The organism is Rahnella perminowiae (genome assembly GCF_019049695.1).
GTDB lineage: Bacteria > Pseudomonadota > Gammaproteobacteria > Enterobacterales > Enterobacteriaceae > Rahnella > Rahnella perminowiae.
Genome location: NZ_JAFMOT010000187.1, coordinates 212,881 through 238,219, shown reverse-complemented (window position 1 = coordinate 238,219; position 25,339 = coordinate 212,881). Strand labels below are relative to the sequence as shown.

At 53.6% G+C, this 25,339-nt stretch carries 19 protein-coding genes and 1 other RNA gene; 12 read left to right on the top strand and 8 right to left on the bottom strand.

Features of this window, described 5'->3' with window-relative positions:
• The first annotated feature begins 55 nt into the window (after positions 1 to 55).
• The 4 genes from J1781_RS22735 (at position 56) to J1781_RS22720 (ending at position 4,268) form a co-directional block, all read left to right on the top strand.
• Complete coding sequence (locus J1781_RS22735) at positions 56 to 1,330, top strand: ABC transporter substrate-binding protein (protein WP_217138605.1); 1,275 nt, start codon at positions 56 to 58, stop codon at positions 1,328 to 1,330.
• 63 nt (positions 1,331 to 1,393) lie between these two features.
• Positions 1,394 to 2,317, top strand: a complete 924-nt coding sequence (locus J1781_RS22730) for a carbohydrate ABC transporter permease (RefSeq protein WP_217234244.1) — start codon at positions 1,394 to 1,396, stop codon at positions 2,315 to 2,317.
• Positions 2,318 to 2,326: 9 nt separating this feature from the next.
• A complete protein-coding gene (locus tag J1781_RS22725; RefSeq protein WP_129951217.1) occupies positions 2,327 to 3,169 on the top strand; it encodes a carbohydrate ABC transporter permease in 843 nt (280 codons plus the stop codon).
• Positions 3,170 to 3,173: 4 nt separating this feature from the next.
• Entirely contained in the window at positions 3,174 to 4,268 is a 1,095-nt protein-coding gene (locus J1781_RS22720) for an ABC transporter ATP-binding protein (protein ID WP_129951218.1), read from the top strand.
• A 77-nt stretch (positions 4,269 to 4,345) separates the two neighbouring features.
• Here J1781_RS22720 and J1781_RS22715 read toward each other — a convergent pair whose 3' ends face one another.
• Complete coding sequence (locus J1781_RS22715) at positions 4,346 to 5,638, bottom strand: MFS transporter (RefSeq protein WP_217234243.1); 1,293 nt, start codon at positions 5,636 to 5,638, stop codon at positions 4,346 to 4,348.
• Positions 5,639 to 5,780: 142 nt separating this feature from the next.
• Between J1781_RS22715 and J1781_RS22710 the strand changes: the two genes are divergently transcribed.
• From J1781_RS22710 to J1781_RS22695, 4 genes are all read left to right on the top strand, one after another.
• The gene (locus J1781_RS22710; protein ID WP_217234242.1) at positions 5,781 to 6,680 is read left to right on the top strand and encodes a LysR family transcriptional regulator; all 900 of its coding nucleotides are present in this window, start codon (positions 5,781 to 5,783) and stop codon (positions 6,678 to 6,680) included.
• 167 nt (positions 6,681 to 6,847) lie between these two features.
• Positions 6,848 to 8,071, top strand: coding sequence for a sugar metabolism global transcriptional regulator Mlc (gene mlc / locus J1781_RS22705; protein WP_129951221.1), 1,224 nt, complete (start codon positions 6,848 to 6,850; stop codon positions 8,069 to 8,071).
• Positions 8,072 to 8,392: 321 nt separating this feature from the next.
• Positions 8,393 to 9,079, top strand: coding sequence for a dethiobiotin synthase (bioD, locus tag J1781_RS22700; protein ID WP_129951222.1), 687 nt, complete (start codon positions 8,393 to 8,395; stop codon positions 9,077 to 9,079).
• Between the two features lie 128 nt (positions 9,080 to 9,207).
• Positions 9,208 to 10,704, top strand: coding sequence for an MDR family MFS transporter (locus J1781_RS22695; RefSeq protein WP_129951223.1), 1,497 nt, complete (start codon positions 9,208 to 9,210; stop codon positions 10,702 to 10,704).
• Here J1781_RS22695 and J1781_RS22690 read toward each other — a convergent pair.
• The 6 genes from J1781_RS22690 to J1781_RS22665 form a co-directional block, all read right to left on the bottom strand.
• Positions 10,701 to 12,359 carry an ABC transporter permease gene (locus tag J1781_RS22690; RefSeq protein WP_129990754.1) on the bottom strand — a complete coding sequence of 553 codons (1,659 nt, stop codon included), beginning with the start codon at positions 12,357 to 12,359 and terminating at the stop codon, positions 10,701 to 10,703. The two genes, J1781_RS22695 and J1781_RS22690, sit on opposite strands and share 4 nt — an antisense overlap.
• 49 nt (positions 12,360 to 12,408) lie before the next feature.
• Complete coding sequence (locus J1781_RS22685) at positions 12,409 to 13,350, bottom strand: ABC transporter substrate-binding protein (protein ID WP_205951558.1); 942 nt, start codon at positions 13,348 to 13,350, stop codon at positions 12,409 to 12,411.
• Positions 13,351 to 13,427: 77 nt separating this feature from the next.
• A complete protein-coding gene (locus tag J1781_RS22680) occupies positions 13,428 to 14,177 on the bottom strand; it encodes an ABC transporter ATP-binding protein (RefSeq protein WP_129990752.1) in 750 nt (249 codons plus the stop codon).
• Positions 14,178 to 14,450: 273 nt separating this feature from the next.
• Positions 14,451 to 14,532: non-coding RNA, RtT sRNA (locus J1781_RS22675), on the bottom strand.
• Positions 14,533 to 14,909: 377 nt separating this feature from the next.
• Positions 14,910 to 16,415: an L-arabinose isomerase gene (gene araA, locus J1781_RS22670; protein WP_217159477.1), complete on the bottom strand. Its 1,506-nt coding sequence runs from the start codon at positions 16,413 to 16,415 to the stop codon at positions 14,910 to 14,912.
• A 36-nt stretch (positions 16,416 to 16,451) separates the two neighbouring features.
• Entirely contained in the window at positions 16,452 to 18,131 is a 1,680-nt protein-coding gene (locus tag J1781_RS22665) for a ribulokinase (protein ID WP_129951228.1), read from the bottom strand.
• Positions 18,132 to 18,548: 417 nt separating this feature from the next.
• Here J1781_RS22665 and J1781_RS22660 point away from each other — a divergent pair, with 417 nt between their 5' ends.
• The 4 genes from J1781_RS22660 to araC all read left to right on the top strand — a co-directional run bounded on the left by J1781_RS22660 (position 18,549) and on the right by araC (position 23,504).
• Positions 18,549 to 19,535, top strand: a complete 987-nt coding sequence (locus J1781_RS22660) for an arabinose ABC transporter substrate-binding protein (protein WP_015697441.1) — start codon at positions 18,549 to 18,551, stop codon at positions 19,533 to 19,535.
• Between the two features lie 248 nt (positions 19,536 to 19,783).
• A complete protein-coding gene (gene araG, locus J1781_RS22655) occupies positions 19,784 to 21,370 on the top strand; it encodes an L-arabinose ABC transporter ATP-binding protein AraG (RefSeq protein ID WP_129951229.1) in 1,587 nt (528 codons plus the stop codon).
• A 17-nt stretch (positions 21,371 to 21,387) separates the two neighbouring features.
• Positions 21,388 to 22,392 (top strand): L-arabinose ABC transporter permease AraH, encoded by a 1,005-nt coding sequence (gene araH, locus J1781_RS22650; RefSeq protein ID WP_013575455.1) that lies wholly within the window; start codon positions 21,388 to 21,390, stop codon positions 22,390 to 22,392.
• Positions 22,393 to 22,568: 176 nt separating this feature from the next.
• On the top strand, positions 22,569 to 23,504 hold the full coding sequence (araC, locus tag J1781_RS22645; protein ID WP_095922099.1) for an arabinose operon transcriptional regulator AraC: 936 nt from the start codon (positions 22,569 to 22,571) through the stop codon (positions 23,502 to 23,504).
• Between the two features lie 585 nt (positions 23,505 to 24,089).
• Here araC and uxuA read toward each other — a convergent pair.
• Positions 24,090 to 25,274 carry a mannonate dehydratase gene (gene uxuA, locus J1781_RS22640; RefSeq protein ID WP_217159479.1) on the bottom strand — a complete coding sequence of 395 codons (1,185 nt, stop codon included), beginning with the start codon at positions 25,272 to 25,274 and terminating at the stop codon, positions 24,090 to 24,092.
• Positions 25,275 to 25,339 lie beyond the last annotated feature (65 nt).

Here is a 25,339-nt window from a genome sequence, read left to right as displayed (position 1 = left end):
TTTTGAAAATACCGTTCCTGTGTTCCGACTTTTTTCACCGTGGAGAATCAAGATTATGCGACACCCGAAACGTCATGTGCTCAGCCTGCTGGTGCTCAGCCTGTTTTCCTGCGCCAGTTTTGCCGCCACTAAGCTGACGCTGGTGGAAGTGATCACCAGCCCGGCACGTACCGAAATGCTGCAAAAGATGTTAACCGCTTACAAAACACAGCATCCTGATGTCGAGATCGAGGTCGTGTCGCTGCCGTGGGGGCAGGCGTTTGAAAAGCTTGGCACCATGATTCAGAGCGGGCAGTACCCGGATGTGGTGGAAATGCCGGACACCTGGCAGGGGCTGTATGCCAGTAACGGTATGCTGGCTGATCTCGAACCCCGGCTGAAAGGCTGGACAGGCACGGCAGATCTGACCGACAAAACGCTGACCATGGCGCGTTCTTCCGGTGGCACCGCAACGATGATCCCGTACGGTTTTTATCTGCGGGCGATGTTCTGGAATAAAAAACTCTTTCAGCAGGCGGGCCTGACCGACGCGCCGAAAACCATGGATGAGTTTATGGCGGATGCGAAGAAAATCAGCGCACTGGGCAACGGGATCAGCGGCTATTGCATGCGCGGCGGCGTCGGCGGCACGAATGCCTGGATGATGTTTATGGCGGCAATGAACGGCTCGCCGGACTTTTTCGATAAAGAGGGCAACAGCACGCTGACCAAACCGGGTGCGGTCAAAGGCGCGCAGTTCCTGGTGGACATGTACCAGAAAGGTTATGCACCCAAAGACAGTGTTAACTGGGGCTTTAACGAAATCGTTTCCGGTTTCTACTCCGGTAAATGCGCCATGCTGGATCAGGATCCGGACGCGCTGATCGCCATCAAGAACAGCATGAACCCGGACGATTTCTCCGTTGCGCCGATGCCGCTCGGGCCGAACGGTAAAGCCTACCCGACTATCGGTTATACCGGCTGGTCGATGTTCAAACAGGGCAAACATCAGGATCAAAGCTGGGATCTGATTTCCTTCCTGAGTAATAAAGAAAACAACCTGACCTGGTCGAAATTCGTCGGCACCTTACCGATTTATAAGGGCGCAGAGCAGGATGCATATTACCACGCGCCACAGTTTGCAGGCTGGTTTGCCGAGCTGAACAGCCCGGATTACATCCCGCTGACCATGCCGACGCACCTCAAAGGCTGGGGCTATTTTAACTCGGTGATTGTGAAAGACAGTTCGCAGGAAACGCTGCTCGGCCAGAACGACACCGAAAGCATGGTGAAAGATTGGGCGAAATACCTGACCAAAGAACAGAAAGCCTGGCTGGCTGCGCAAAAGTAAACCGGATGACTCCGGCACGGATCTGCTGCCGGAGTTCCCCATTCCTCTCAACGGAGACGCGTCATGATGTTGGAAGTTTCACCGCCAGACACCGCTGCCGCGCCGCGCTTCCCACGTTTGCGGGCGCTGCTGGAACCCTGGGTTTATCTCAGCCCGACGCTGGTGCTGATTGGCCTGTTTATCTTTGTTCCGATGGCTATCGGCATTTCCTATGCCTTTCAGAACATACAGTTGCTGAACCCGTTAGATACCGGTTGGGTGGGGCTGGATAATTTTCGTACCATGTTCGATGACCGGCATTTTTATGCCGCACTGCGCCATACCTTCAACTGGACACTGACTTCACTGGTGTTGCAGTTCGCGCTGGGGCTGGGCTTAGCTTTATTGCTCAACCGTGAATTCCCCGGCCGCCGCTGGGTGCAGGCGCTGGTGTTTCTGCCGTGGGCGGTTCCGGCGTTTCTCTCCGGCCTGACCTGGGCATGGTTGCTCAATCCGGTAATTGGCGTGCTGCCTTACTGGCTGGCTGATCTGCATATCATTTCCGAACCGTACAATATTTTGTCTGATCCGCAACTGGCGCTGTACGGCCCGGTAGTGGCGAACGTCTGGTTCGGCATTCCGTTCTTCGCCATTACCCTGCTGGCGGCGTTGCAATCGATTCCGAAAGATTTGTACGAAGCGGCGTCGATGGACGGGGCGAGCGGCTGGCAGCAGTTTTGCAAAGTCACGCTGCCGTTTCTGGCACCGATGATTGCCATCACGGTCATGCTGCGCACCATCTGGATCGCAAATTTTGCTGATCTGATTGTGGTGATGACCGACGGCGGGCCGGCAAATTCCACCTCGATTCTGTCGAGTTTCATCTTCACCACTGCATACCGCAAACTCGACTTTGGTTATGCGTCTGCGATGGCGGTGTTCCTGCTGGTGCTGATGACATTCTATGCGCTGGTTTTACTGCGCATCCGCCATCAGTTGCTGAAATAAGGGGCTCATATGAGTGCATTGTCAATTAACGCCTGGCTGCGCAAGGGCGGGCATCGGCTGGGGATTGTGTTCTATCTGGTGTTCGCGCTGTTCCCGATTTACTGGCTGATCAAAATCTCCATCACGCCGGATAAACTGCTCTACAGTGAAGGTGTGCGGATGTGGCCGGGCGAGATGACGCTGGTCCATTTTCAGCGTGTGTTTACTGAAAGCCAGTTTCCGCTGTATTTCTTCAACAGTCTGATTGTGTCATTCGGCACGGCATTTCTGACCACAATCATTGCTGCCGGTGCGGGTTTCGCGTTTTCCCGCTTCAGTTTTCGCGGCAAAACGGTGATGGCCGCGCTGCTGCTGTTTACCCAGATGTTCCCGCTGGTGATGATCCTCGCGCCAATTTACAAAGTGATGGCACCGCTCGGGCTGACCAATAGCCTGACCGGGCTGATTCTGATTTACACCGCTTTTAACGTCCCTTTTGCCACGTTCCTGATGCAGTCGTTTTTTGACAGTATTCCGAAGGATCTGGAAGAGTCCGCGATGCTTGAAGGGTGCAGCCGATTTATGGCACTGCGCAAAGTCATTATCCCGCTGACTCTGCCGGGGATGGCGGCAACCTTAGGTTTTGTGTTTACCGCCGCGTGGAGCGAATTGTTGTTCTCGCTGATGCTTATCAACAAAAACGACGTGATGACTTTCCCGGTTGGCTTACTCAGTTTTGTGTCGAAATTCGCGGTTTCATGGGGCGACATGATGGCAGCGGCTGTGCTGGCGCTCATTCCTGCCTGTCTGTTCTTTGCGTTCATTCAGCGTTACCTGGTTCAGGGGCTGACTGCCGGTGCGGTAAAAGGATAATTCTATGGCTCAGATTACGATTTCCGATCTTCAAAAACGTTACGAAAATGTCGAAGTATTGCGACACATTAACCTGACCATTAAAGATGGCGAGTTTGTGGTGCTGGTCGGGCCGTCCGGGTGCGGTAAATCGACCCTGCTGCGCACGATCGCCGGGCTTGAACTGGCGACGGCGGGGGATATTCATATCGGTTCACGTCTGATGAATCAGGTGGCTCCGAAAGATCGTGATATCTCAATGGTATTCCAGAGTTATGCACTGTATCCGCACATGACCGTGGCACGTAACATGGGGTTCAGCCTCGAAGTCCAAAAGCGGCCGAAAGCGGAGATTGAGGCGGCGGTGAATAAAGCCGCCGATATTCTCGGGCTGACCGCGTTGCTGCATCGCCGTCCGAAAGAGTTATCCGGCGGACAGCGTCAGCGTGTGGCAATGGGCAGGGCGATCGTACGCGAGCCCCAGGTGTTTTTGTTCGATGAACCGCTTTCTAACCTGGATGCGCAATTACGGGGGCAGATGCGGATTGAAATCAAAAGCCTGCATCAGCGTATGAAGAACACCATCGTTTATGTGACGCACGATCAGGTGGAAGCCATGACCCTCGCTGACCGCATCGTCGTACTCAACCACGGCCTGATCCAGCAGGTCGGCACGCCGCTTGAACTGTACGACACGCCGGCCAATAAATTCGTCGCCAGCTTTATCGGTTCGCCGTCTATGAATTTCATCAACGGTACGCTGGAACTGGGGGATTCTGCGCCGCAATTGCGGATTAACGGGCAACTGACGCTGCCGGTAGATCCTTTAATCAAGAATCTGCAAAGTGGTACAGAGGTGATTTATGGCGTCCGCCCCGAAGCCATTGTGCTGTGCGAAGAGGGCGCGCCAGACGCGGTGCCACTGGATATCACGCTAATTGAACCTACCGGCCTGAGTGAACTTATTCACGGCAAATTTGGCACTGAAAAGCTGAGTGTTTACAGCATGGTCAGATCGGCCGCCGCGCCCGGAGACCGGGTATGGGTACAGATAGATACCGCGCGGATGCAGTTGTTTGAGGCGGATAGTCAGAAGCGGATGAGGAAAATGGGAGAGTGAAAAGCAGTAAATTTCTCGCGCGGGAATAAGTCAATCCCGGTCGGCTCCTCCCCCTTCGCAGGGGAAGGAGCGATAAGTTAAACCGCTTTTGCCTCAGGTAAGCGCATCAGCTTAAACCCGACGCCGACACCGGCAATCAGCATCAAACTGATGAATCCGGTGATCCCGTACCAGCCAAAGGAGTGCCAGAAGAATCCGCCTAACGTTCCGGCGACACTGGAACCCGCATAGTAGCTGAACAGATATAAAGACGATGCCTGACCTTTTGCACGACGGGCACGTCTGCCGATCCAGCCGCTGGCAACGGAATGGGCGGCGAAAAATCCGCCGGTGACCAGGATCATGCCGACGAAAATCAGCCAGACCGGTGAAAAAGCGGTGATTAAAATGCCCAGCAGCATCAGCGACGTTGCGCCGATCAGCACAGGGCCGCGGCCATAAACGCCGGTCAGCGCACCGGCTTTCGGCGAGCTGTAGGTACCCATCAGGTAAACGACAGATAAAATCCCGACTATCGCCTGGCTCAGATGGTAGGGCGATGAAAGCAGACGGTAACCGATGTAGTTAAACAGGGTCACGAAACTGCCCATCAGCAGGAAACCTTCGGCGAAAAGTAGCGGCAGACCGCTGTCGCGCCAGTGCAGTTTGAAGTTAATCAGCATCTTGCGAGGTTTCAGCGAGCTTGCCCGGAAATGTTTTGATGCAGGCAGAATGCGCCAGAACATAATTGCCGCCGCGAGGGCGAAGCAGCCCACGAATGCAACGGCGATACGCCAGGAGAAGAAATCCGTCAGCACACCACTGACTAAACGTCCGCTCATGCCCCCAATGGAATTTCCGCTAATGTATAAACCCATCGAGAAGGCGACCACGCTTGGGTGGATTTCCTCGCTGAGATAGGTCATGGCGACGGCTGCCACGCCGCTCAGCGATAAGCCAATCAGCGCACGCATGATGAGAATGCCGTCCCAGCTTTGCATAAAGGAACAGACCAGCGTGCAACCCGCAGCAAGAAATAACGCTACCACCATCACTGACTTGCGCCCGACTGCGTCAGAAACAGGCCCGGTGAACAACAGGCCAATGGCCATCAGACCGGTAGATAACGACAACGACAGGCTACTGGTGGCCGGTGAAACCCCGAAATCATGCGACAACACCGGCAGGATTGGCTGAACACAATACAGCAGGGCAAACGTCGCCAGCCCTGCTGAAAACAGGGCCAGCGTGACGCGGATAAACTCCGGTGTCCCACGTTTGATAAAGGGCGTTTTAAGTCCGGAGCGCGCGACGGGAGTTTCAGGATTTAACTCGTCGTCGTTGACTGAATGACTGGCTGGTGCGGCAGAAAACCGCCGGGAGGTTTTCACGGTAAGTCCTTAATGCGGAGTGCGGTAAAACTTAATTTTAAAATGTATAAGAATTTTAACGCTGCGGCGGTTATTGTCTAATATATTAATCAGTCAAAAATGATATGTTTAAAATATCAATTGGGCTGGGTTAATCCACATCATGAATCATATCGAACTGCGTCATTTGCGTTATTTCATCGCCGTTGCGGACGAACTGCATTTCGGCCGTGCAGCGGAACGTCTGCACATTTCCCAGCCGCCGCTGAGTCAGCAAATCCAGGCGCTGGAAACCCATCTTGGCGCCACGCTGTTTTATCGTAACAACCGCACTGTAAGACTGACGCAGGCGGGACAGGCATTTTTGCTGGAAGCCCGGCAGATTTTGCAGCGGGTCGGTGAGGCATCCGCTCAGGCAGCCCGCATTCATCGCGGTGAGTCAGGCAATCTGACGCTCGGGCTGACCTCTTCGGCACCTTTTTTACGCCGTGTTTCACGTACCTTACACCGTTTTCGTTTGTCCTATCCGGACGTCAATATCCGCATCGAACAACTCAACAGCAAACAGCAGATCGAACCTTTGCTGGAGGGAAAACTGGATTTGGGCATTATGCGCAATGGCGGCTTGCCGGATGAGCTGGAACATCATCTGGTGCTGTCCGAACCGCTGATTGCCGTGGTGCACAGCGATCATCCGCTGAATGCGCTTAAAGAGGGTGAACTGACTTTTCAACACCTTGCCGATCAGCCGTTTGTGTTCTTCTCCAAAGATGTCGGCACGTCGCTTTACGATGACATTCTCGGTCAGCTCAAGGCACAGGGAATTACCCCCTATATTACGCAGGAAGTAGGGGAACCGCTGACCATCATCGGGCTGGTAGCCGCCGGGCTGGGCGTATCGATTCTGCCTGCTTCTTATCTGCGTATTCAGGTTGAAGGCGTGCGTTATTTGCGATTTGGTCACCGGCAGGGCACGACAGAACTCTGGCTGGTTAATCACGCGCGGCGTCCGGTGACCGCCGCAACCCGTGCATTTATGGAATTGTTGTTACGTGAAGAATAAGAAGCTGAAGTCAGAAGATGCTGTATTTCCAGTCAATTCCGAGCGTCTTTTACCGCAATTTGTGCACCGAATCACATAACGAATCAAATAGTTGACGACATATGACAAAAACCCCAACATAGCCCTAATCTTTATTTTGAAGCGCGAAAATAACAGGAGTTTCTTGAGTGATCCCCGACGGGCAACCAGGACATATCGATCAGATAAAACAAACCAATGTCGGTGCTGTGTACCGCCTGATAGATCTGTTTGGCCCTATTTCGCGTATTGAATTGTCGAAAAAGGCACAACTGGCTCCCGCCAGTATCACCAAGATTGTCCGTGAGTTATTACAGGCGCATCTGGTACTGGAAACTGAATTTCAGGATCCCGGCAGCCGCGGGCGTCCGGCCATTGGTTTAGCGCTCGACACCCAGGCCTGGCATTATCTTTCGGCACGTATCAGCCTGGGTTCAATCACACTCGGTTTACGTGATCTCAGCAGTAAACTGGTGGTGGAAGAGGTCCTTCCACTGCCGGAACAGGCGTCACAACCGCTGCTCAAACGTATTATTTCTGAAATTGACCAGTTTTTTATCCGCCATCAGCGCAAGCTCGAACGCCTTACTGCTATCGCCATTACCTTACCGGGCATGATTGACGCGCGTCGTGGCATTGTGCACCGTATGCCGTTTTATCATGATGTGTTCGATATGCCGCTGGGTGACACGCTGTCGGAACACACCGGTTTGCCGGTCTATGTACAGCACGATATCGGTGCCTGGACGCTGGCCGAGTCGTTATATGGTGCCTCGCGTGGCTGTAAAAATATGGTGCAGGTGGTCATCGATCATAACGTCGGGGCGGGAGTGATCACCGGCGGGCGCGTGCTGCACGCAGGCAGCAGCAGTGTGGCGGAAATCGGCCATACGCAGGTGGATCCTTACGGCAAGCGCTGTTATTGCGGTAATCACGGTTGCCTTGAAACCGTAGCCAGCACTGACAGCATTCTTGATCTCGTTCGTCAGCGTTTAACGGTACCCGTTCCGGCCAGCTTATTGCATGGCGTATCGCTGACCATCGAAGCCGTGTGTGATGCAGCAAACCGGGGCGATCAGCTGGCGCGCGACGTGATTATCAGCGTCGGACAGAGTGTCGGACGTATTCTGGCGATCATGGTCAATCTGTTTAATCCCGAGAAAGTACTGATCGGCTCACCGCTTAATTTGTCTCAGGATATTCTTCATCCCGCGATAATGTCCTGTATTCAACAGCAATCACTTCCCGCTTATAGCGAAAATATCAAACTTGAATCGACACAATTTTATAATCAGGGCACGATGCCCGGCGCGGCATTAGTCAAAGACGCGTTATATAGCGGTTCCCTGTTAATTAAATTACTGCAAGGTTAATATCCTTCAGCGTTCAAATTAACGCTGCGTTGGCTGCATTTGTTCGTCCGGATCACTGACATTAACCTGCTCAGCGGGATTTTCTTTTACTGCCTTGTCGTCATTTTATTAATCTGGATAGATCTTTTATGTCTGTTTTTAAATAAAAAACATATAAGACCTGCACATTAACCGCACGTACAGTCAACAAAACATTGCGCTAACGCAAACTGCTCTGATCGCGCATCGCCTAGACTTTCTGTCGTTACTTTGTCTCTGGCGGTGTTTTCTTACCGGAGACTATCTTTCAATAAGACGGAGAGATCCCGGAGCCTGAATTCCATGTTAACGCACTTTTTCGTCACGGGGACAGACGCTCGTGTAGGTAAAACCATTGTCACACGTGCCTTGCTTCAGGCCTTAGCCGCGCAGGATCGCTGCGTTTTAGGCTATAAACCTATTGCAACAGGCAGCCAGGAGCTGGCCGACGGGGTTCGAAATAAAGATGCGGTAACTCTTCAGCAGTCATCTTCTATTTCTTATCCTTTTAATAAAATAACCCCGCTGGCCTTAACTGACGAAGACATTTATGCCAGCCAGATCCCCGAAAATGTTTTTGAAATAATGACTCATGGTCTTAATTTCATGCGTGAAGAGGCAGATTCTGTAGTGGTTGAAGGATGCGACGGGTGGAGAACGTTGATCACGCCGCAACTTTTATATTCTGACTGGGTACGTCTGCAAAATATGCCGGTAGTATTAGTGGTGGGTATTCAGGAGGGGTGTGTCAGCCACGCATTATTAACCGCACAGGCAATTATTGCGGATGGTTTACCGTTGCTCGGCTGGGTGGCGAACCGCATTAACCCGTGTCTGGCTCACTACCAGGAAACGATTGACGCGATCAGCGCCAATATTACAGCGCCGCTGCTGGGGGAAATTCCGTATTTACCCCGAGCTGAAAGCCGCGATTTAACCCGGTTTATTAATCTGTCCAGTTTTGATCTGAAGATGATGTCTCAGGCCTGATAGTGACGTTGTCACTACTAGTCTGTAATTAACGGGCGCTGTGTGCAAACTCAGCGCTTTTTTTTGTCTATAATTAAGTGTATCTGCCTGAGTGCACTCATCAAAGCAATGCTAAGAAAACAGAGAACATGGCCGTCAATCATTCGGAAGTCAAAACAGCTGCGGTTAAATCCTCTCATCGTCCGCTCATCCTCACTGCCTGCATGTTATCGATGTTTATGGCTGCGGTAGAAGTCACTATTGTCGCGACGGCCATGCCAACTATCATTGGCGATCTGGGGGGATTCTCGCTGCTCGGCTGGGTGTTTGCGGTCTATCTGCTGACACAGGCCATCACCGTGCCGGTTTACGGGCGTCTGGCAGATTTATACGGCTGTCGCAAAATGTTCTTTATCGGCACCACGCTGTTTTTGCTCGGTTCCGTTTTATGCGGGTTTGCGCCTTCGCTTGGCTGGATGATTGGTTTTCGTGCTTTACAGGGGCTGGGGGCCGGAGCCATCACGCCGGTTGCCACTACATTGATTGCCAATGTGTATGGTCCGCAGGAAAGGGCAAAAGCACAGGGATATTTGTCCAGCGTCTGGGGCGTCTCGGCGATTGTCGGCCCGCTGATGGGGGCATTCATCGTTTCTCATTTTCCGTGGGCAGTGGTGTTTTGGGTGAATGTGCCCATCGGTCTGGTGGCGATGATGATTCTGGTGAAATACCTGCCGCCGGACGGTCAGCGTAAACCGCACACGTTAGATCTTGCCGGTACCGGCTATCTGACACTGTCTGTCGCAGCCTTACTGCTGGCGCTGTTGCAGGCAGAGGAACTGGGATATCTGGCGCTGGCGCTGGTGGCCTTGTCAGTTTGCAGCGCCTGGTTGCTGGTCCGTCAGGAGCGTAAAACACCGGAGCCCCTGTTCCCGCTGGCACTGTGGCAAAATAAAGTCATTATTGCCGGAAACGTCGGCGGGGTGATCATTGGTGCCACCATGATGGGTATCAGCGCATTTCTACCCACCTATGTGCAGGGCGTGCTTGGCGGTACACCGTTACAGGCCGGCACCACGCTGGCTCTGATGTCGATTGGCTGGCCGCTGGCGAGCATGTTCAGCAGTCGTCTGATGCAGGCAACCTCATATCGCATGACGGCGGTCACAGGCGGATTATTGCTGGCAGGCGGCAGTCTTGCGCTGTTAGTGCTCTCCCCATCGTCCGGTTTGTGGATGGCGCGTCTTGCCGCTTTTTCGATTGGCGCTGGCATGGGGCTGTGCAACACCACGTTTATTGTGTCAGTGCAAAACAGCGTGGAACCTGCCATACGGGGTATTGCTACCGCCTCGACACTTTTTACCCGCATGCTCGGTTCGGCCATGGGTACCGCATTGCTCGGTGCGACACTCAATCTCAATCTTCAGTATCGTCTGCCACAGGTGAGTGATCCCGTACAGCAACTGATGGATAAAGCGACGCGCGGTACGCTCGAAAGCAGTCAGCTGAATATGCTTACGGACAGCGTGGCGGCATCGCTGCACTGGGTCTTTGTCGTGTCTGCGGTGATTTCGGTGCTGGCAGTTGCAGCCGGTTTACTGATCCCTTCAGGCGACCGCCCGCACTCCGAACCGCAGCGGGAAAACTAACTTGCGGTTCGTTGTTGTAGCCTGACTGCAATTAACATCAGCGTCAGGCTCAGAAACGCTGCCACTGACGCCATGGCCATACCATCACCGACAGAACCCTGTTCAAACTGGCGCCAGACATACACCGACACGGTTTGCACGCCCGCCGGTGACAGCAGCAGAGAGGTTACCAGCTCGCGCGACGCGACGGCGAACACCATCATCATTGAGGCAAGTAAACTCGGAAACACCAGCGGCAGCAGGATCAGGCGTAATGTTTGCGCCGCTGTGGCACCATGCACGCGCGCGGCGGCATCAAGATTTCCGCCTATCTGCTTTAATGCGGCGCTGACATAACGCACCGGATAAGGCAACAACAGGCAGCAGTACGCCAGCAGCAAAATCCCCCAGGTGTTATACGGTGTCACCGGCCAGAAGCGCTGGTTCCAGGCCAGAATCAGACCCACACCGACCACAATCCCCGGTAGTGCCGCCGGCAGCAGCGATAAACCGTCAATCAATGCGGCACCGCGAATTTTGCGTGCCACCACCAGCCACGATGCCATCAATCCGGTTGCCCCTGCGATAAGTGCAGTGCCCAGCGCCAGACCGAGGCTGGTTGAAAGTGCGGCAGGGGCATCGCCATGTGCAGCAAACACATTGCCAAAGTGTCCTAAGGTCAGATTCTGCCACGAGAGCCCGCCGGACAACGTACGGGAAAACGCGGTGATCAGCATGGAGACAATCGGCAGCGCGACGGCGATCAGTGCCACCGCCATAAACAAAATCAGCACCGGGATAGTCCAGCCAGCCAGCGATTTCTGTGTGACGTCAGCCGGTTTGCCGGTCAGGCTTTCAACATTTTTACCCGCCAGTACCGCACGCTGAACGCTGTATGCGCAAAGCGCAATCGCCACCAGCATCAGCGAAAGCACCGCCGCACCGGGCAAATCGACCGGCCAGTCGGCGAGGCGTTGTTCGATACCTGTGGTGAGCATCAGAATACCGCTGCGCGAACCCAGTGCGCCGGGCACGCCGTATTCTTCAATCGACAGCGTAAACGCCAGCAATAAACTGGATGCCATCGCCGGTAACGCCATCGGCAGTGTGATGCGTATAAATGCCCGCCACGGACCTGCGCCATGAATGCGCGCGACATCTGCCAGACGGCTGCCGCTGGCCGCCATGCTGCGTGAGACCGCAAAATACACCACCGGGAAAATATTCAGTGTCATCACCACCACCATGCCCGGCAGCGAAAACAAAAAATCATTCAGATGTAGCCATGGCAGCAGTTGCTGGACATAACCGTTAGTCTGTAACGCCAGCATCCAGGACAGCGCGGCAATATAGGGCGGCAACAGGAAGGGCACCAGAAACAGAATGTCCCACAGCGCGGCGGCGGGCAGCGCAAACAGGCCGCGTAAGGCACCCAATGGAATGCCAATCAGACCGCTGCATATCGCCACGCCCAGTCCGACCTTTAACGTGGTGGCGAACAATTTACGTAACTGAGGCTCTTCGAACACAGGGGGAAAGGCGCTGAACGGCGCGGAAAAACTGCCTGTATCCAGATGCGGGAAGACAGCCTGCAAGGCGACAAACGTGACCGGCACTGCAACCAGCAACAGCAGTGCAATGCCCGTCACGCCCGGTAAAAAAGCGTTTCTGCTCATTAATGAAATCTCAAAAGCGGGCTGTAATGGTTAACAGCCCGTGAAAGGATTACTGCGGGCTGAACAGCTTCGCAAAACGGTCGAGAACGTCTTTACGTGACGCAGAAGCCTGAGAAACTTCCGGAAGCAATTTCAGTGACTTAAACAACGGACGTCTGGCGTCGATATCGGTACGGGCCGGCATCAGCCAGGCATCAGCCACCATTTTCTGGCCTTCAGGCGACAGTGCGTAATCGATAAAGGCTTTCGCTTCTTTTGGCTGCTGGCTGGATTTGAGGATCATCATCGGGCGCGGCGCGATGACCGTTCCGCTGTCCGGGAAAATCACTTTTACGGATTCGCCGTCCTGCATGCTGGCGTAAGATACATAATCAACCGCACCAAAGACGGCGGCTTTTGCACCCTGTAAGACCGGCGTCAGCGCTTGTGCGTTGGGTCCCGCTATGATCATGCCGTTGGCTTTCAGATCCTCAAACAGTTTCCAGGCCTGCTGTGCGTGGGCATTTTGTAACCCGATCAGCAAATCCAGAGACGCACCGGAAAGTGACGGATCCGGCGTAGTGACTTTGTCTTTGAATTCCGGTTTGGCTAAATCGCCCCAGTCTTTAGGCTCGGTAGTACCACTTTTGGTATTCCATACGATACCCAGGGCGGAAATTCCCTGTGCGACGTAATACGGTGTTTTAAACTGCGCCGGAACCTTTTCTGCGTTCGGGCTTTGGTATCCGAGCAACCAGCCGCGCTGTTCGAGATCGGTGGCGGTATCCCAGGATGCTGAGATAAGGATGTCGGCGCGCGGGTTTGCCTGTTCTGCTTCCAGACGCGCCATCACTTTGCCGGTCGTTGCCTGGAACACATCCACTTTTATGCCGGTTTGCTTTTCATATCCGGCTGCCAGTTTTTTTGCCAGAGAGCCCGGCCCGGCGGTGTAGAGCGTCAGCGCCTGTGCACTGCCTGCTGCCATTGCGAGAGAAAGAGTCATTGCTGTCATTACGCCTGTTTGGATACGGGAAAACGTTTTGGAGGTTTTATTGTGTGTGCGGTTCATCATTTTCATTCCATCAAAGGTTAAGCAACAAAAGGTGAAACAACGGAAGGGTCAATCGGGTCAACGCTGGCGATTGCGCCTTTGTCCATGCGCGCAATGCAGTGTGCGAGTGCACGAGCTTCGTGCTGATCGTGGGTGACATACACCGCCGTGGTGCCGAGTTGGCGCAACAGGGTTGCCATTTCCTCGCACAGGCTTTCCCGCAGATCGCGGTCAAGATTCGACAGCGGCTCGTCGAACAGCAAAATTCGCGGCTCGGCAACGATGGCCCTCGCCAGTGCCACGCGCTGTTGCTGGCCACCGGAAAGTTCAGAAGGGCGTCTTGAAGCGAAACCCGCCAACCCGACGCGTTCCAGCGCTGCCATCACTTTCTCCTGCTGCGCTGCACCCCGGATATTGCGCATCTGCAACGGGAATGCGACGTTCTGCTGTACGGTCATATGCGGCCACAATGCATAATCCTGAAACGCCATGCCGAGATGGCGTTTTTCCGGTGGCACATTGATTTTTCCGCTGGCGACAATTTCGCCATCGAAACTGATCTGCCCCGACGCCGGATGCAGCAATCCTGCCAGCATTTTCAGCAGCGTACTTTTACCGCAACCGGAAGGGCCAAGCAGGGCGAGGATAGTGCCTTCGGGCACCGATAAATTAACGCGATTGAGTACCGGGTGACTCCCAAAGAAATGGGAGACCTCATGGATGGCGATAGCGGGAGGAGAAGACATGCGCGCAGGCGCATTCCCGCTGATGGTAGCTGGAATGATCATGGTGGGGAACTATCCTCTTTGGGACTTAATTGTGCTGGTGAGCGTAAAGGGGGAATGTGACGGACGGATGACAACACCTTGGGGTGCCACCCAAACTGGCCTTAAGGTCAAAACCGTGGGCGTCGGCCCACACCGACCAGAGACCCGGTAACGCGCGGGCCTCTGGACTCCGCGCTTTTTCACTGCGCGCTGTCGCGGGTATGACGGACATGTTCTGATGCATTGGTGAGTGGCGCAAAATGTCATCGCTTCGCGATTCCCGAATTTCAGGTTTACTCGGCCTACGGCCTCGCCCTTCGGGCCGTCACTTCGTGACGTTGTCTCGCTCCGCTCGGCTCGAGCCATAGGTCTCGAACCATTCATTCGGTGCCATTTTTGATCACGCCATTGCACCTTCTAAAACAGATGGTTTTTTGTTTTGAACTTAAGATTGTGCGGGCGGTTCAGAAAGCTTGCTGAATGAGAGGTTGCAGACCTGAGGCTGCAATCCCGAAATGAAGGTACCGCGCAGCGGCAAGATTTCCAGCCTGTCGCAATGGTTGCTGAAACATAGCCAGCGAGCGAAGCGCGTGTTGAAAAAGCGTGGGGAAATCCAAAAGGGGAAAAGCACTTTCCCCTTTTGGGCGGTTTCGGCGCAGCGTGTTATATGATCACCGCACGTAAGAAACCGAAATGTTTTCGATCTGTTTTAGCAGTGTTAGCCGCAATTTGCAGCGGCTTTCTGCAAATAAATCAGCGATTGCAAAGCTTGTAATACACCTCATTCCACCGGATCTGATTCTTAAAGTCCGGCAGCGTCGTCTCGTTATCAATCACCAGCAGTTCAATCCCGGAAAGCTCTGCATATAACCGCAGCGCGTCGATATCGAGTGCCTGTGAGAACACGGTATGGTGTGCGCCGCCGCCGAGGATCCAGGCTTCTGCTGCTGTCGCCAGTGATGGCTGGGCTTTCCAGATAGCGCGGGCAACCGGCAGTTTTGGCAGCGGATGCGGTTGTTCGATGGTATCCACCAGGTTGACCAGAAGACGGAAGCGGTCACCCATATCGATGACGCTGGCATTGACCGCCGGACCCGCTGGCGTGGAGAAAATCAGACGTGCCGGATCCGCTTTACCACCTATGCCGAGATATTGCGCGTCAAGCAGCGGTTTCTCTTCTTTGGCAATCGACGGACACACTTCCAGCATGTGCGAGCCCACCACCAGATCACTGCCCGGCTTGAAGTGGTAGGTGTAATCCTCCATGAAAGACGTGCCGCCTTTCAGACCGCTGGCCATCACTTTCATGATGCGCAGCAGGGCAGATGTTTTCCAGTCACCCTCGCCACCAAAGCCGTAGCCTTTCTGCATCAGACGCTGAACGGCCAGCCCCGGCAGTTGTTTCATACCGTGCAGGTCTTCAAAGTTGGTCGTGAACGCGCCGAATTTACCCTGCTCGAGGAAGCGGGTCATGCCGAGTTCAATTTTGGCGGCATCCAGCAGATTTTCACGACGTTCGCCGTTGAGTTTTACCGCATCCGTCAGACGATAGGTGGCTTCGTATTCTTCTACCAGCGTATCGACGTCGCCTTTGCTGACTTCGTTGATTACGCTGACCAGGTCACCAATACCGTAGGCGCTGATGCTGTAACCGAACTGGATTTGCGCAGCCACTTTATCGCCTTCGGTGACCGCAACTTCACGCATGTTATCGCCAAAACGTGCCACTTTCAGATGCTGGCTTTCGTTTTTCGCGGCAGCAACCCGCATCCACTGAGCGATACGGCGATGAGATTCGCCGTCCTGCCAGTGACCGGCCACTACGCTATGTTGCTGGCGCATACGGGCACCGATGAAGCCGAATTCACGGCCACCGTGCGCAGTCTGGTTCAGGTTCATGAAATCCATGTCCATGGTTTCCCAGGGAATTTCGGCGTTGAACTGGGTATGGAACTGCATCAGCGGCTTATGCAGAATGCTCAGCCCGGCGATCCACATTTTGGCCGGTGAGAACGTATGCAGCCAGGTGATGATGCCCACACAGGCATTGTCATAGTTAGCTTCACGGCATAACGCGGTGATTTCGTCCGGCGTGGTCACCAGCGGTTTGAGCACCAGTTTGATCGGCAACCCGGCTTCGCTGTTCAGGCTACTGACCACCTTCTCGGCGTTCTCTTTTACCTGACGTAATGCCTGGGGACCGTACAGATGCTGACTGCCAATGGCGAACCACACTTCGAGATGTTTAAACGCGTCCATTTATGACTCCTGAATATCGGATAGGTAAAATACGAATTAATGTGCCGGTTTTGCTGCAAACAGTGGTTCTGTCGTGGCACACCATTGCTGATAACGTGTGTACAGACGCTGATATTGCTCAACGCGCTGCGGATCCGGCAGCAGTGTGCGTTCAATGCTACAGGCCATTTTTTCCTGAGCGGCAGGGACATCGTTGAATTCCCCGGCGGCGACAGCGGCAAAAATCGCGGCACCCAGCGCGCAGCACTGATCCGAGGCGACAATTTGCAGCGGACGGTTCATGGCATCAGCACAAACCTGCATGATGACCGGCGATTTACGTGCGATGCCGCCGAGGGTCAGCACGTTTTCCACCGGAATATCCTGCTGTTCGAAACATTCCATGATGGCGCGTGCGCCAAAAGCGGTCGCCGCAATAAAACCGCCGAACAGTTCCGGCGCCTCTGTGCCCAGATTGATATCGGTAATGACACCTTTCAGACGCTGGTTGGCAAACGGTGTGCGGCGGCCGTTAAACCAGTCGAGCACCAGCGGCAGATGATCCAGTTTCGGATTTGCCGCCCAGGCCGCAGTGAGATCGGTCAGCAGATTTTTTTGCAGGCTGGTCAGTTGCGGTGCCATTTCAGGATGCGCTTTGGCTGCCTGAATCAGCGGCCAGCTCAGAAGACGGCTGAACCAGGCATACATGTCGCCGAAAGCGGATTGTCCGGCTTCCATTCCGATCATGTCCGGTACCACGCTGCCTTCGACCTGCCCGCAGATGCCGGCAATAGCACGGTCATTGACGCGTTCTTTATCGGCAATGAGAATGTCGCAGGTGGAAGTGCCGATCACTTTGACCAGCGTATAAGGTTGTGCACCCGCGCCGACGGCGCCCATATGGCAGTCGAATGCACCGCCCGACAGCACCACGCTGGCCGGTAAGCCAAGACGTTCGGCCCATTCAGGCGTGAGTGTGCCAACAGCCTGTTCGGCGGTAACGGTATCGGTAAACAGCGGATACGGCAGATGTTCAACCAGCAACGGATCAAGTGCGGCAAAGAAATCTTTGGGTGGCAGGCCGCCCCATGACGGATGCCAGAGCATTTTATGTCCGGCGCTGCAACGTCCGCGCACCACTTTATCCGGCGCGGTGGTGCCGGAAAGCAGGGCGGGCACCCAGTCGCACAATTCGACCCATGATGCGGCGGCTTGTTTAACCGCCGCATCTTCACGCGATACATGCAGGATTTTTGCCCAGAACCATTCTGAGGAATAAACGCCGCCGATATAACGGGAATAGTCAGGGAAATTGCCGCTGCGACAAAGACGGTTGATCTCTTCGGCTTCTTCTATGGCTGTGTGATCTTTCCAGAGCACGAACATGGCGTTGGGGTTTTCGGCGAATTCCGGTTTCAGCGCCAGAATGTTGCCTTCTTTATCGACAGGGGCGGGGGTTGAACCGGTGGAATCAACACCGATACCCACCACGCGCGCAGCACGTTCGCTGCCCAGACGTTGCACCACATTTTTAATCGCCTGTTCCATTGCCTCTATGTAGTCGAGCGGGTGGTGGCGGAACTGATTTTTTGCCGCATCACAATAGCGACCTTCATTCCAGCGCGGATAATAAACCACATCGGTTTCCATCTCGGCACCGGTCTGGCAATCCACTGCCAGGGCACGGACGGAATCGCTGCCAAAATCAAGACCAAGAGCAATCGCACCTTGCGTCATTCTTTCTCACTCCTTCAGGTTTGCCGTAGTCATTACGGCGGCGAATCGAATTGCTCTAACAGTAGGAGGATGCAAAAAAGTGAGTGAGGAGGCGTTAGCTGGAAGTATGCACAAATCTGCTCCCAATGATGTTTCTGTGAGGTTGGTCAAATGTTAGCGTTTGGCTAAAATCGCTATATCTATGCACAAACCTGCTGTTTTCCCGCCGTGTGATAGCGCTCTACATTCCGTTGCAAAATTACCGCTAAAACTTAACCCGTCTTACAAGAGAGTGTGACGTAAATCCTCTATAAAACCGGACTTCGCCGCACTTTCACTTTGTTTCTTTACGCTACTGATAACGTTTTCACGATTGCGGTAAACCACCCGATGTAAGACTGCGATTGTGAAAAACAACAATAAAAGTCGGAGAACATCATGCATAAATTCACTAAGGCATTAGCGGCGGTCGGGTTAGCTGCCCTTATGTCACATTCAGCTATGGCAGCCGAGAATCCGAAGCTGGGATTCCTGGTTAAACAGCCGGAAGAGCCGTGGTTCCAGACTGAATGGCGGTTCGCAGATAAAGCCGGTAAGGATCTCCACTTCGACGTCATTAAAATCGCCGTGCCGGATGGTGAAAAAACGTTGAATGCGATTGACAGCCTGGCGGCCAACGGGGCGAAAGGTTTTGTCATCTGTACGCCGGATCCGCGTCTCGGACCTGCCATCATGGCGAAAGCGCGCAGCTATGACATGAAAGTGATCCAGGTGGATGACCAGTTTGTGAATGCCAAAGGCAAGCCAATGGAAGAAGTGCCGTTAGTTATGATGGCCGCGACCAAAATCGGCGAACGTCAGGGGCAGGAACTGTACAAAGAAATGCAAAAACGTGGCTGGAAAGTGGCTGATACCGGGGTGATGGCCATTACGGCAGATGAACTCGATACGGCGCGCCGCCGCACCTCCGGTTCGATGGATGCGTTGAAAGCAGCCGGATTCCCGGAAAAACAAATCTATAAAGTCCCGACCAAATCTAACGACATACCGGGCGCACTGGATGCCGGTAACTCCCTGCTGGTGCAACATCCTGAAGTGAAAAACTGGCTGATCATCGGCATGAACGACAACACGGTATTAGGTGGCGTTCGTGCAACCGAAGGTCAGGGCTTTAAAGCCGCTAACGTCATCGGCATCGGCATCAACGGCGTGGATGCGGTGAATGAGTTGTCAAAAAGTGCTCAAACCGGTTTCTACGGTTCCCTGTTACCTAGCCCGGATATCCATGGTTACAAAAGTATCCAGATGCTGAATGAATGGGTCACCAAAGGCGTTGAACCACCGAAATTTACTGAAGTGACGGATGTTGTCCTCATCACCCGCGATAACTTCAAAGAAGAGTTGAAGAAGAAAGGTCTTATGTGATCTTCAGATGTGGTTGAAACAAGCAATACCCCTAAATAATTCGAGTTGCAGGAAGGCGGCAAGTGAGCGAGTCCCGATGAGCTTACATAAGTAAGTGATTCGGGTGAGTAAGCGTAGCCAACGCATCTGCGACTTGAAGTATGAAGGGGAGAGACGCTGCTGCAGAGTGGACGACAGGAAGTTTTACGAACTGTTTTCTGCTGTGCAGCGGCGTGCATCCATACTTAATCAACTTCCAGGTAGCCACTATGACTCAGCAATCTTTCGATAATAAGACGCCTTTGCTGACACCGTCCCTGACGGAGTTTGATGCGGCCAGGCCGTATCTGGAATTCCATGACATTGGCAAAACTTTTCCTGGCGTGAAAGCGCTGGACGGGATTTCTTTCAATTGTTATGCCGGGCAGATCCATGCGCTGATGGGCGAAAACGGCGCGGGTAAATCTACGCTGTTGAAAATCCTCAGCGGGAACTATCAGCCTTCCCAGGGCAATATTCACATCAAAGGCCAGCCGGTCGCATTCAGCCATACCACGGATGCGCTCGATGCCGGTGTGGCGATTATTTATCAGGAATTACATCTGGTGCCGGAAATGACGGTGGCAGAGAACATTTATCTCGGCCAGTTACCGAGCAAACATGGTTTCGTGAACCGAAAATTGCTGCGTTACGAAGCCAAAATTCAGCTTGAACATCTCGGACTGGATATCGACCCCGATACGCCGCTGAAATATCTTTCCATCGGCCAGTGGCAGATGGTTGAAATTGCTAAAGCGCTGGCACGTAATGCCAAAATTATTGCGTTCGATGAGCCGACCAGTTCACTTTCCGCCCGTGAAATTGAACAGTTATTCCGTGTTATCCGTGAGTTACGTGCTGAAGGGCGCGTGATTTTATATGTCTCGCACCGCATGGAAGAAATTTTCGCATTAAGTGACGCTGTCACTGTTTTCAAAGACGGGCGTTATGTCCGCACCTTCGACGATATGACGCAGGTGGATAACAGCAAACTGGTGCAGGCAATGGTTGGCCGTAATCTCGATGACATTTACGGTTATGCACCGCGTCCGCATGGCGAAATTCGCCTTGAACTGGAAGAGGTGAAAGCACCGGGCGTGAGAACACCGGTCAGCCTCACTGTACGCCAGGGTGAAATCGTCGGCCTGTTCGGGCTGGTGGGCGCAGGGCGCAGTGAGCTGATGAAAGGCTTATTCGGCGGCACGCGGATTACCGGTGGCACCGTCCGGCTCGACGGCGTAGCGCTGAATATCCGCAAACCGGCGGATGCTATCCGCCAGGGCATCATGCTATGTCCGGAAGACCGCAAGGCTGACGGCATCATTCCTGTGCACTCGGTGCGTGACAACATCAACATCAGCGCCCGTCGCAAAACAGTCAAAGCAGGGTGTCTGATCAACAACGCCTGGGAAGCGAAGAATGCGCGTAAACATATTGATGCGCTGAATATCAAAACCCCCAGCGATCAGCAACTGATCATGAATCTTTCGGGGGGTAATCAGCAAAAGGCCATTCTGGGTCGCTGGTTATCGGAAGAAATGAAAGTCATTTTGCTGGATGAACCGACGCGCGGTATTGACGTTGGTGCTAAGCATGAAATCTACAATGTGATTTATTCACTGGCAAAACAAGGCATTGCGGTGCTGTTTGCGTCCAGTGATTTACCGGAAGTGCTGGGTCTGGCCGACAGGATTGTGGTGATGCGCGAAGGTGCAATCTCCGGCGAACTGTTGCATGACGACGCCACCGAAGAAAAAGCGCTGGGGCTCGCCATGTTGCGGACACCCGTTCTTGATTCTGCCCATGACGCTGCCTGACTGAGGAGCAAAATATTATGTCGAGTATGACGACCAATTCAGCTAAACCGGATCAACCTTCAGCCGCCTCACGCGGCGGCCAGGGGCTGATGCGTATCTGGGACAGTTACGGCATGTTAGTGGTGTTCGCCGTGCTGTTTATTGCCTGTACCATTTTCGTGCCCAACTTCAGTTCTTTCATCAACATGAAAGGGTTAGGGCTGGCGATTTCAATGTCCGGGATGGTGGCTTGCGGGATGCTGTTCTGCCTGGCTTCCGGTGACTTCGATTTGTCAGTTGCGTCGGTGATTGCCTGTGCGGGCGTCACGACCGCCGTGGTAATCAATATGACCGAAAGCTTGTGGATCGGTGTCGCTGCCGGTTTACTGCTCGGTATGCTGACCGGTTTGCTCAACGGTTTTGTTATCGCCCGCCTGAAAATCAATGCGCTGATCACCACGCTTGCCACCATGCAGATCGTGCGCGGTCTGGCGTACATCATTTCCGATGGTAAAGCGGTGGGTATCGAAGACGAACGTTTCTTCACTCTGGGTTACGCCAACTGGCTGGGGTTGCCTGCGCCCATCTGGCTGACGGTCGGTTGTCTGATCATCTTTGGTCTGTTGCTGAACAAAACCACTTTCGGGCGTAACACGCTGGCGATTGGCGGTAATGAAGATGCGGCGCGTCTGGCCGGTGTGCCGGTGGTGCGTACAAAAATCATCATCTTCGTGCTCTCCGGGTTGGTGTCAGCGGCGGCGGGCATCATTCTGGCGTCACGCATGACCAGCGGCCAGCCCATGACCTCACTGGGCTTCGAATTGATCGTTATTTCTGCCTGCGTGCTGGGGGGCGTTTCCCTGAAAGGCGGCATCGGCAAAATTTCCTATGTTGTTTCCGGGATCCTTATTCTGGGTACCGTGGAAAATGCGATGAACCTGCTGAATATTTCTCCGTTCTCGCAGTATGTGGTTCGTGGTTTGATCCTGCTGGCGGCGGTGATCTTTGACCGCTACAAACAGAAAGCGAAAAAGACCGTTTAATCGGGTTTTGTGATAACGCTTTCATCCTGTCATCGTCCGGCATTTAGCGCCATCACGGGTTAAATGCCGGGAAAACGCGTGTTTGTTCACAATATAGTAACCTTTACTGGCAGCGTTTTCACTGCCGGTTAGAATAGATGAAAAGTCCATAGCCATGTGAAGTTTCAGGAGGTTCGATGTATCACCGTATGATTCAGGATCAGCAGCAAAATCCGCTGTTACCGGGTTACAGTTTCAATGCCTATCTGGTCGCCGGTATGACACCAATCCTTGCTGACGGGCCACTGGATTTTGCCATTGACCGTCCCGGCGGCATGAAGGGCTATATCCTTAACCTGACGGTGAAGGGGCAGGGGAAAGTCTTCGACGGGGAAGATACCTTCTACTGCAACCCCGGCGATCTGCTGCTATTCCCGCCGAAAGCCCGTCATCTTTACAGCCGGTCTGCTAACGCTGATTCCTGGTATCACCGCTGGGTTTATTTCCGCCCGCGCGCCTACTGGGCAGACTGGCTCGAATGGCACACCAAAACCCGCGACGTCGGGCGTCTTTCTTTACCGAATAACACTTTGTTGCTGGAATTTGACCGTTTGTTTGCCAACATCGAACAAACGCAGAAATCGGGGCGACGTTTTTGTGAAGAGCTGGGGATGAATCTTCTGGAGCGTTTGTTGCTGCGCGCCATGGAAGAAGATCCGCAGAGCCCGCAAAAAATTATGGATCCGCGTGTTATCGAAGCCTGTCAGTTTATTACCGGCAATCTGGCGGGTGAATTGCGGATTGATGAAGTTGCCCGCCACGTTTGCCTCTCACCCTCACGGCTGGCGCATTTATTCCGTGAGCAGGTCGGGATCAATATCCTGCGCTGGCGCGAAGATCAGCGGGTAATCCGCGCCAAATTATTATTGCAGACCACACAGGAATCCATCGCGACGATTGGCCGCGTGGTGGGATACGATGATCAGTTGTATTTCTCACGGGTATTCCGTAAACGTGTCGGGGTGAGCCCGAGTGATTTCCGCCGCCGGAGTGTCGAGATCAACTATCCGGCCAAGCCGTATAAATCCCATCCGTGGCCGGAGCAGGAAAACGCGGTGGCGTATCATTTTTGAGTTTGCAGAGGGGGCCGCTGCAAAAGGGGCGACCTTAAAACCTTGGGTTGCCACCCAAACTGGCCTTAAGGGTGGCTTATCGCCACCACCCTTAAGAATCCCAGGCTCTTTTTACTGCGCGCTTTGCTCGCTGGCTATGTTTCAGGCATCACAGCGATAGCCGCAAAATCCCGCCGCTGCGCGGTTCCCTCCCTTCGGGTTACAACCCGCGCAAAAAGACGCGCGGTTTTCCACCTCTCGTCCGGCGGTATTTTGGAACCGGCCCCAGGCTTATACTTCACAACCTCACTCATTGTGATTTTGTCTTTTAAAAAAGTCAGGGGCGATTCAGAAAGCTTGCTGAACGGAGCGGCTTCGAGACTTGAGGCTCGAAGACCGAGTGAAGGCACCGCAAAGCGGCAAGCTTTCCAGCCTGTCGCGGCGCTGCCTGAAACATAGCCACGAGCAGAGCGCGCAGTTCAAGACGTGGAGATCCCAAAGAGGGCTCGTCATAGCCCTCTTTGGTCGGTTTCGGCGCGAAAGGCCGATTGATAACCGTTATTGAAAAACCGAAATTTCACAATTCAGTTATTAAGAAGTGCGAATTCATTCGCTAAAGAAGCTTTGTTTCAAAGCCCGCTCCACACCCCGCAGTTCTGCCAGTCCCCGCAGGCGTCCAATCGCTGAATAACCCGGATTGGTTTTCTTATGCAAATCATCCAGCATCTGATGGCCGTGATCCGGACGCATCGGGATAGCGCGCAGATTGCCCGCGCGGCGGCGGGTTTGCTCTTCGGTCAGAATCGCTTTGATTACCGCCACCATATCCACATCACCGTCTAAATGGTCTGCTTCATGGAAGCTTCCCGGTACGTCTTCCCGCTGCGTCGCACGCAGATGAATGAAATGCACGCGGTCGGCATAGGTGGTCATCATTTTCACCAGATCATTATCTTCACGCACGCCGTAAGAACCGGTGCAGAAGCAGAAACCGTTGTGAATACTGTCGACCGTTTCTTTCAGCCATTGCATATCTTCGATGGTGGAAATAATACGCGGCAGGCCGAGGATAGGGCGCGGAGGATCATCAGGGTGAACCGCCAGACTCAATCCACATTGCTCGGCAACCGGCACAATGCTGCGCAGGAAATGCGCCATGTTTTCACGCAATTTCGCTTTATCAATACCGTCGTAAGTGGCCAGACGTGCACGGAACTGATCCAGTGTGTAGCCTTCTTCCGCACCCGGCAAACCGGCAATAATATTAGACACCAGCTGATCTTTATCCGCCTGTGTCATTGCCGCAAAGTATTCGGCCGCTTGTTTTTGCTCATCCGCGCTGTAATAAGAGGTTGCGCCTTCGCGCTTGAGCAGATGCAATTCAAAGGCCGCAAACGCGATATGGTCGAAGCGCAGGGCGCGTGAACCATCCGGCAGTAAATAGCCGAGATCCGTGCGTGTCCAGTCCAGAACCGGCATGAAGTTATAGCAGACTGTATCGATGCCGCATTCCGCCAGGTTGCGGATAGATTGCTGATAGTTAGCAATATGTTTTTCAACATCTCCGCTACGGGTTTTAATTTCCTCATGCACCGGAATGCTTTCCACGACAGACCATACCAGCCCTTTGGCTTCAATTATGGCCTTGCGTTTCTGAATTTCTTCCACCGGCCAGACTTCACCGTTCGGGATATGGTGCAGGGCGGTAACCACGCCGGTTGCGCCAGCCTGACGCACATCATCAAGTGAAACCGGATCGTTCGGGCCGTACCAACGCCATGTCTGTTCCATGTGTTTTCCTTAAAATTGTTAACTGACTGTCTGAATGTAGTTGACGCATGGCCGGTGATAAGTTC

Coding starts and splice junctions, on each gene's coding strand:
- J1781_RS22660 (WP_015697441.1), top strand. CDS start 18,549: ATGCATAAATTCACTAAGGCATTAGCGGCGGTCGGGTTAGCTGCCCTT.
- araH (WP_013575455.1), top strand. CDS start 21,388: ATGTCGAGTATGACGACCAATTCAGCTAAACCGGATCAACCTTCAGCC.
- araG (WP_129951229.1), top strand. CDS start 19,784: ATGACTCAGCAATCTTTCGATAATAAGACGCCTTTGCTGACACCGTCC.
- J1781_RS22710 (WP_217234242.1), top strand. CDS start 5,781: ATGAATCATATCGAACTGCGTCATTTGCGTTATTTCATCGCCGTTGCG.
- J1781_RS22730 (WP_217234244.1), top strand. CDS start 1,394: ATGATGTTGGAAGTTTCACCGCCAGACACCGCTGCCGCGCCGCGCTTC.
- J1781_RS22725 (WP_129951217.1), top strand. CDS start 2,327: ATGAGTGCATTGTCAATTAACGCCTGGCTGCGCAAGGGCGGGCATCGG.
- J1781_RS22735 (WP_217138605.1), top strand. CDS start 56: ATGCGACACCCGAAACGTCATGTGCTCAGCCTGCTGGTGCTCAGCCTG.
- araC (WP_095922099.1), top strand. CDS start 22,569: ATGTATCACCGTATGATTCAGGATCAGCAGCAAAATCCGCTGTTACCG.
- araA (WP_217159477.1), bottom strand. CDS start 16,415: ATGGACGCGTTTAAACATCTCGAAGTGTGGTTCGCCATTGGCAGTCAG.
- J1781_RS22690 (WP_129990754.1), bottom strand. CDS start 12,359: ATGAGCAGAAACGCTTTTTTACCGGGCGTGACGGGCATTGCACTGCTG.
- J1781_RS22695 (WP_129951223.1), top strand. CDS start 9,208: ATGGCCGTCAATCATTCGGAAGTCAAAACAGCTGCGGTTAAATCCTCT.
- J1781_RS22685 (WP_205951558.1), bottom strand. CDS start 13,350: ATGACAGCAATGACTCTTTCTCTCGCAATGGCAGCAGGCAGTGCACAG.
- J1781_RS22665 (WP_129951228.1), bottom strand. CDS start 18,131: ATGACGCAAGGTGCGATTGCTCTTGGTCTTGATTTTGGCAGCGATTCC.
- J1781_RS22720 (WP_129951218.1), top strand. CDS start 3,174: ATGGCTCAGATTACGATTTCCGATCTTCAAAAACGTTACGAAAATGTC.
- J1781_RS22680 (WP_129990752.1), bottom strand. CDS start 14,177: ATGATCATTCCAGCTACCATCAGCGGGAATGCGCCTGCGCGCATGTCT.
- uxuA (WP_217159479.1), bottom strand. CDS start 25,274: ATGGAACAGACATGGCGTTGGTACGGCCCGAACGATCCGGTTTCACTT.
- bioD (WP_129951222.1), top strand. CDS start 8,393: ATGTTAACGCACTTTTTCGTCACGGGGACAGACGCTCGTGTAGGTAAA.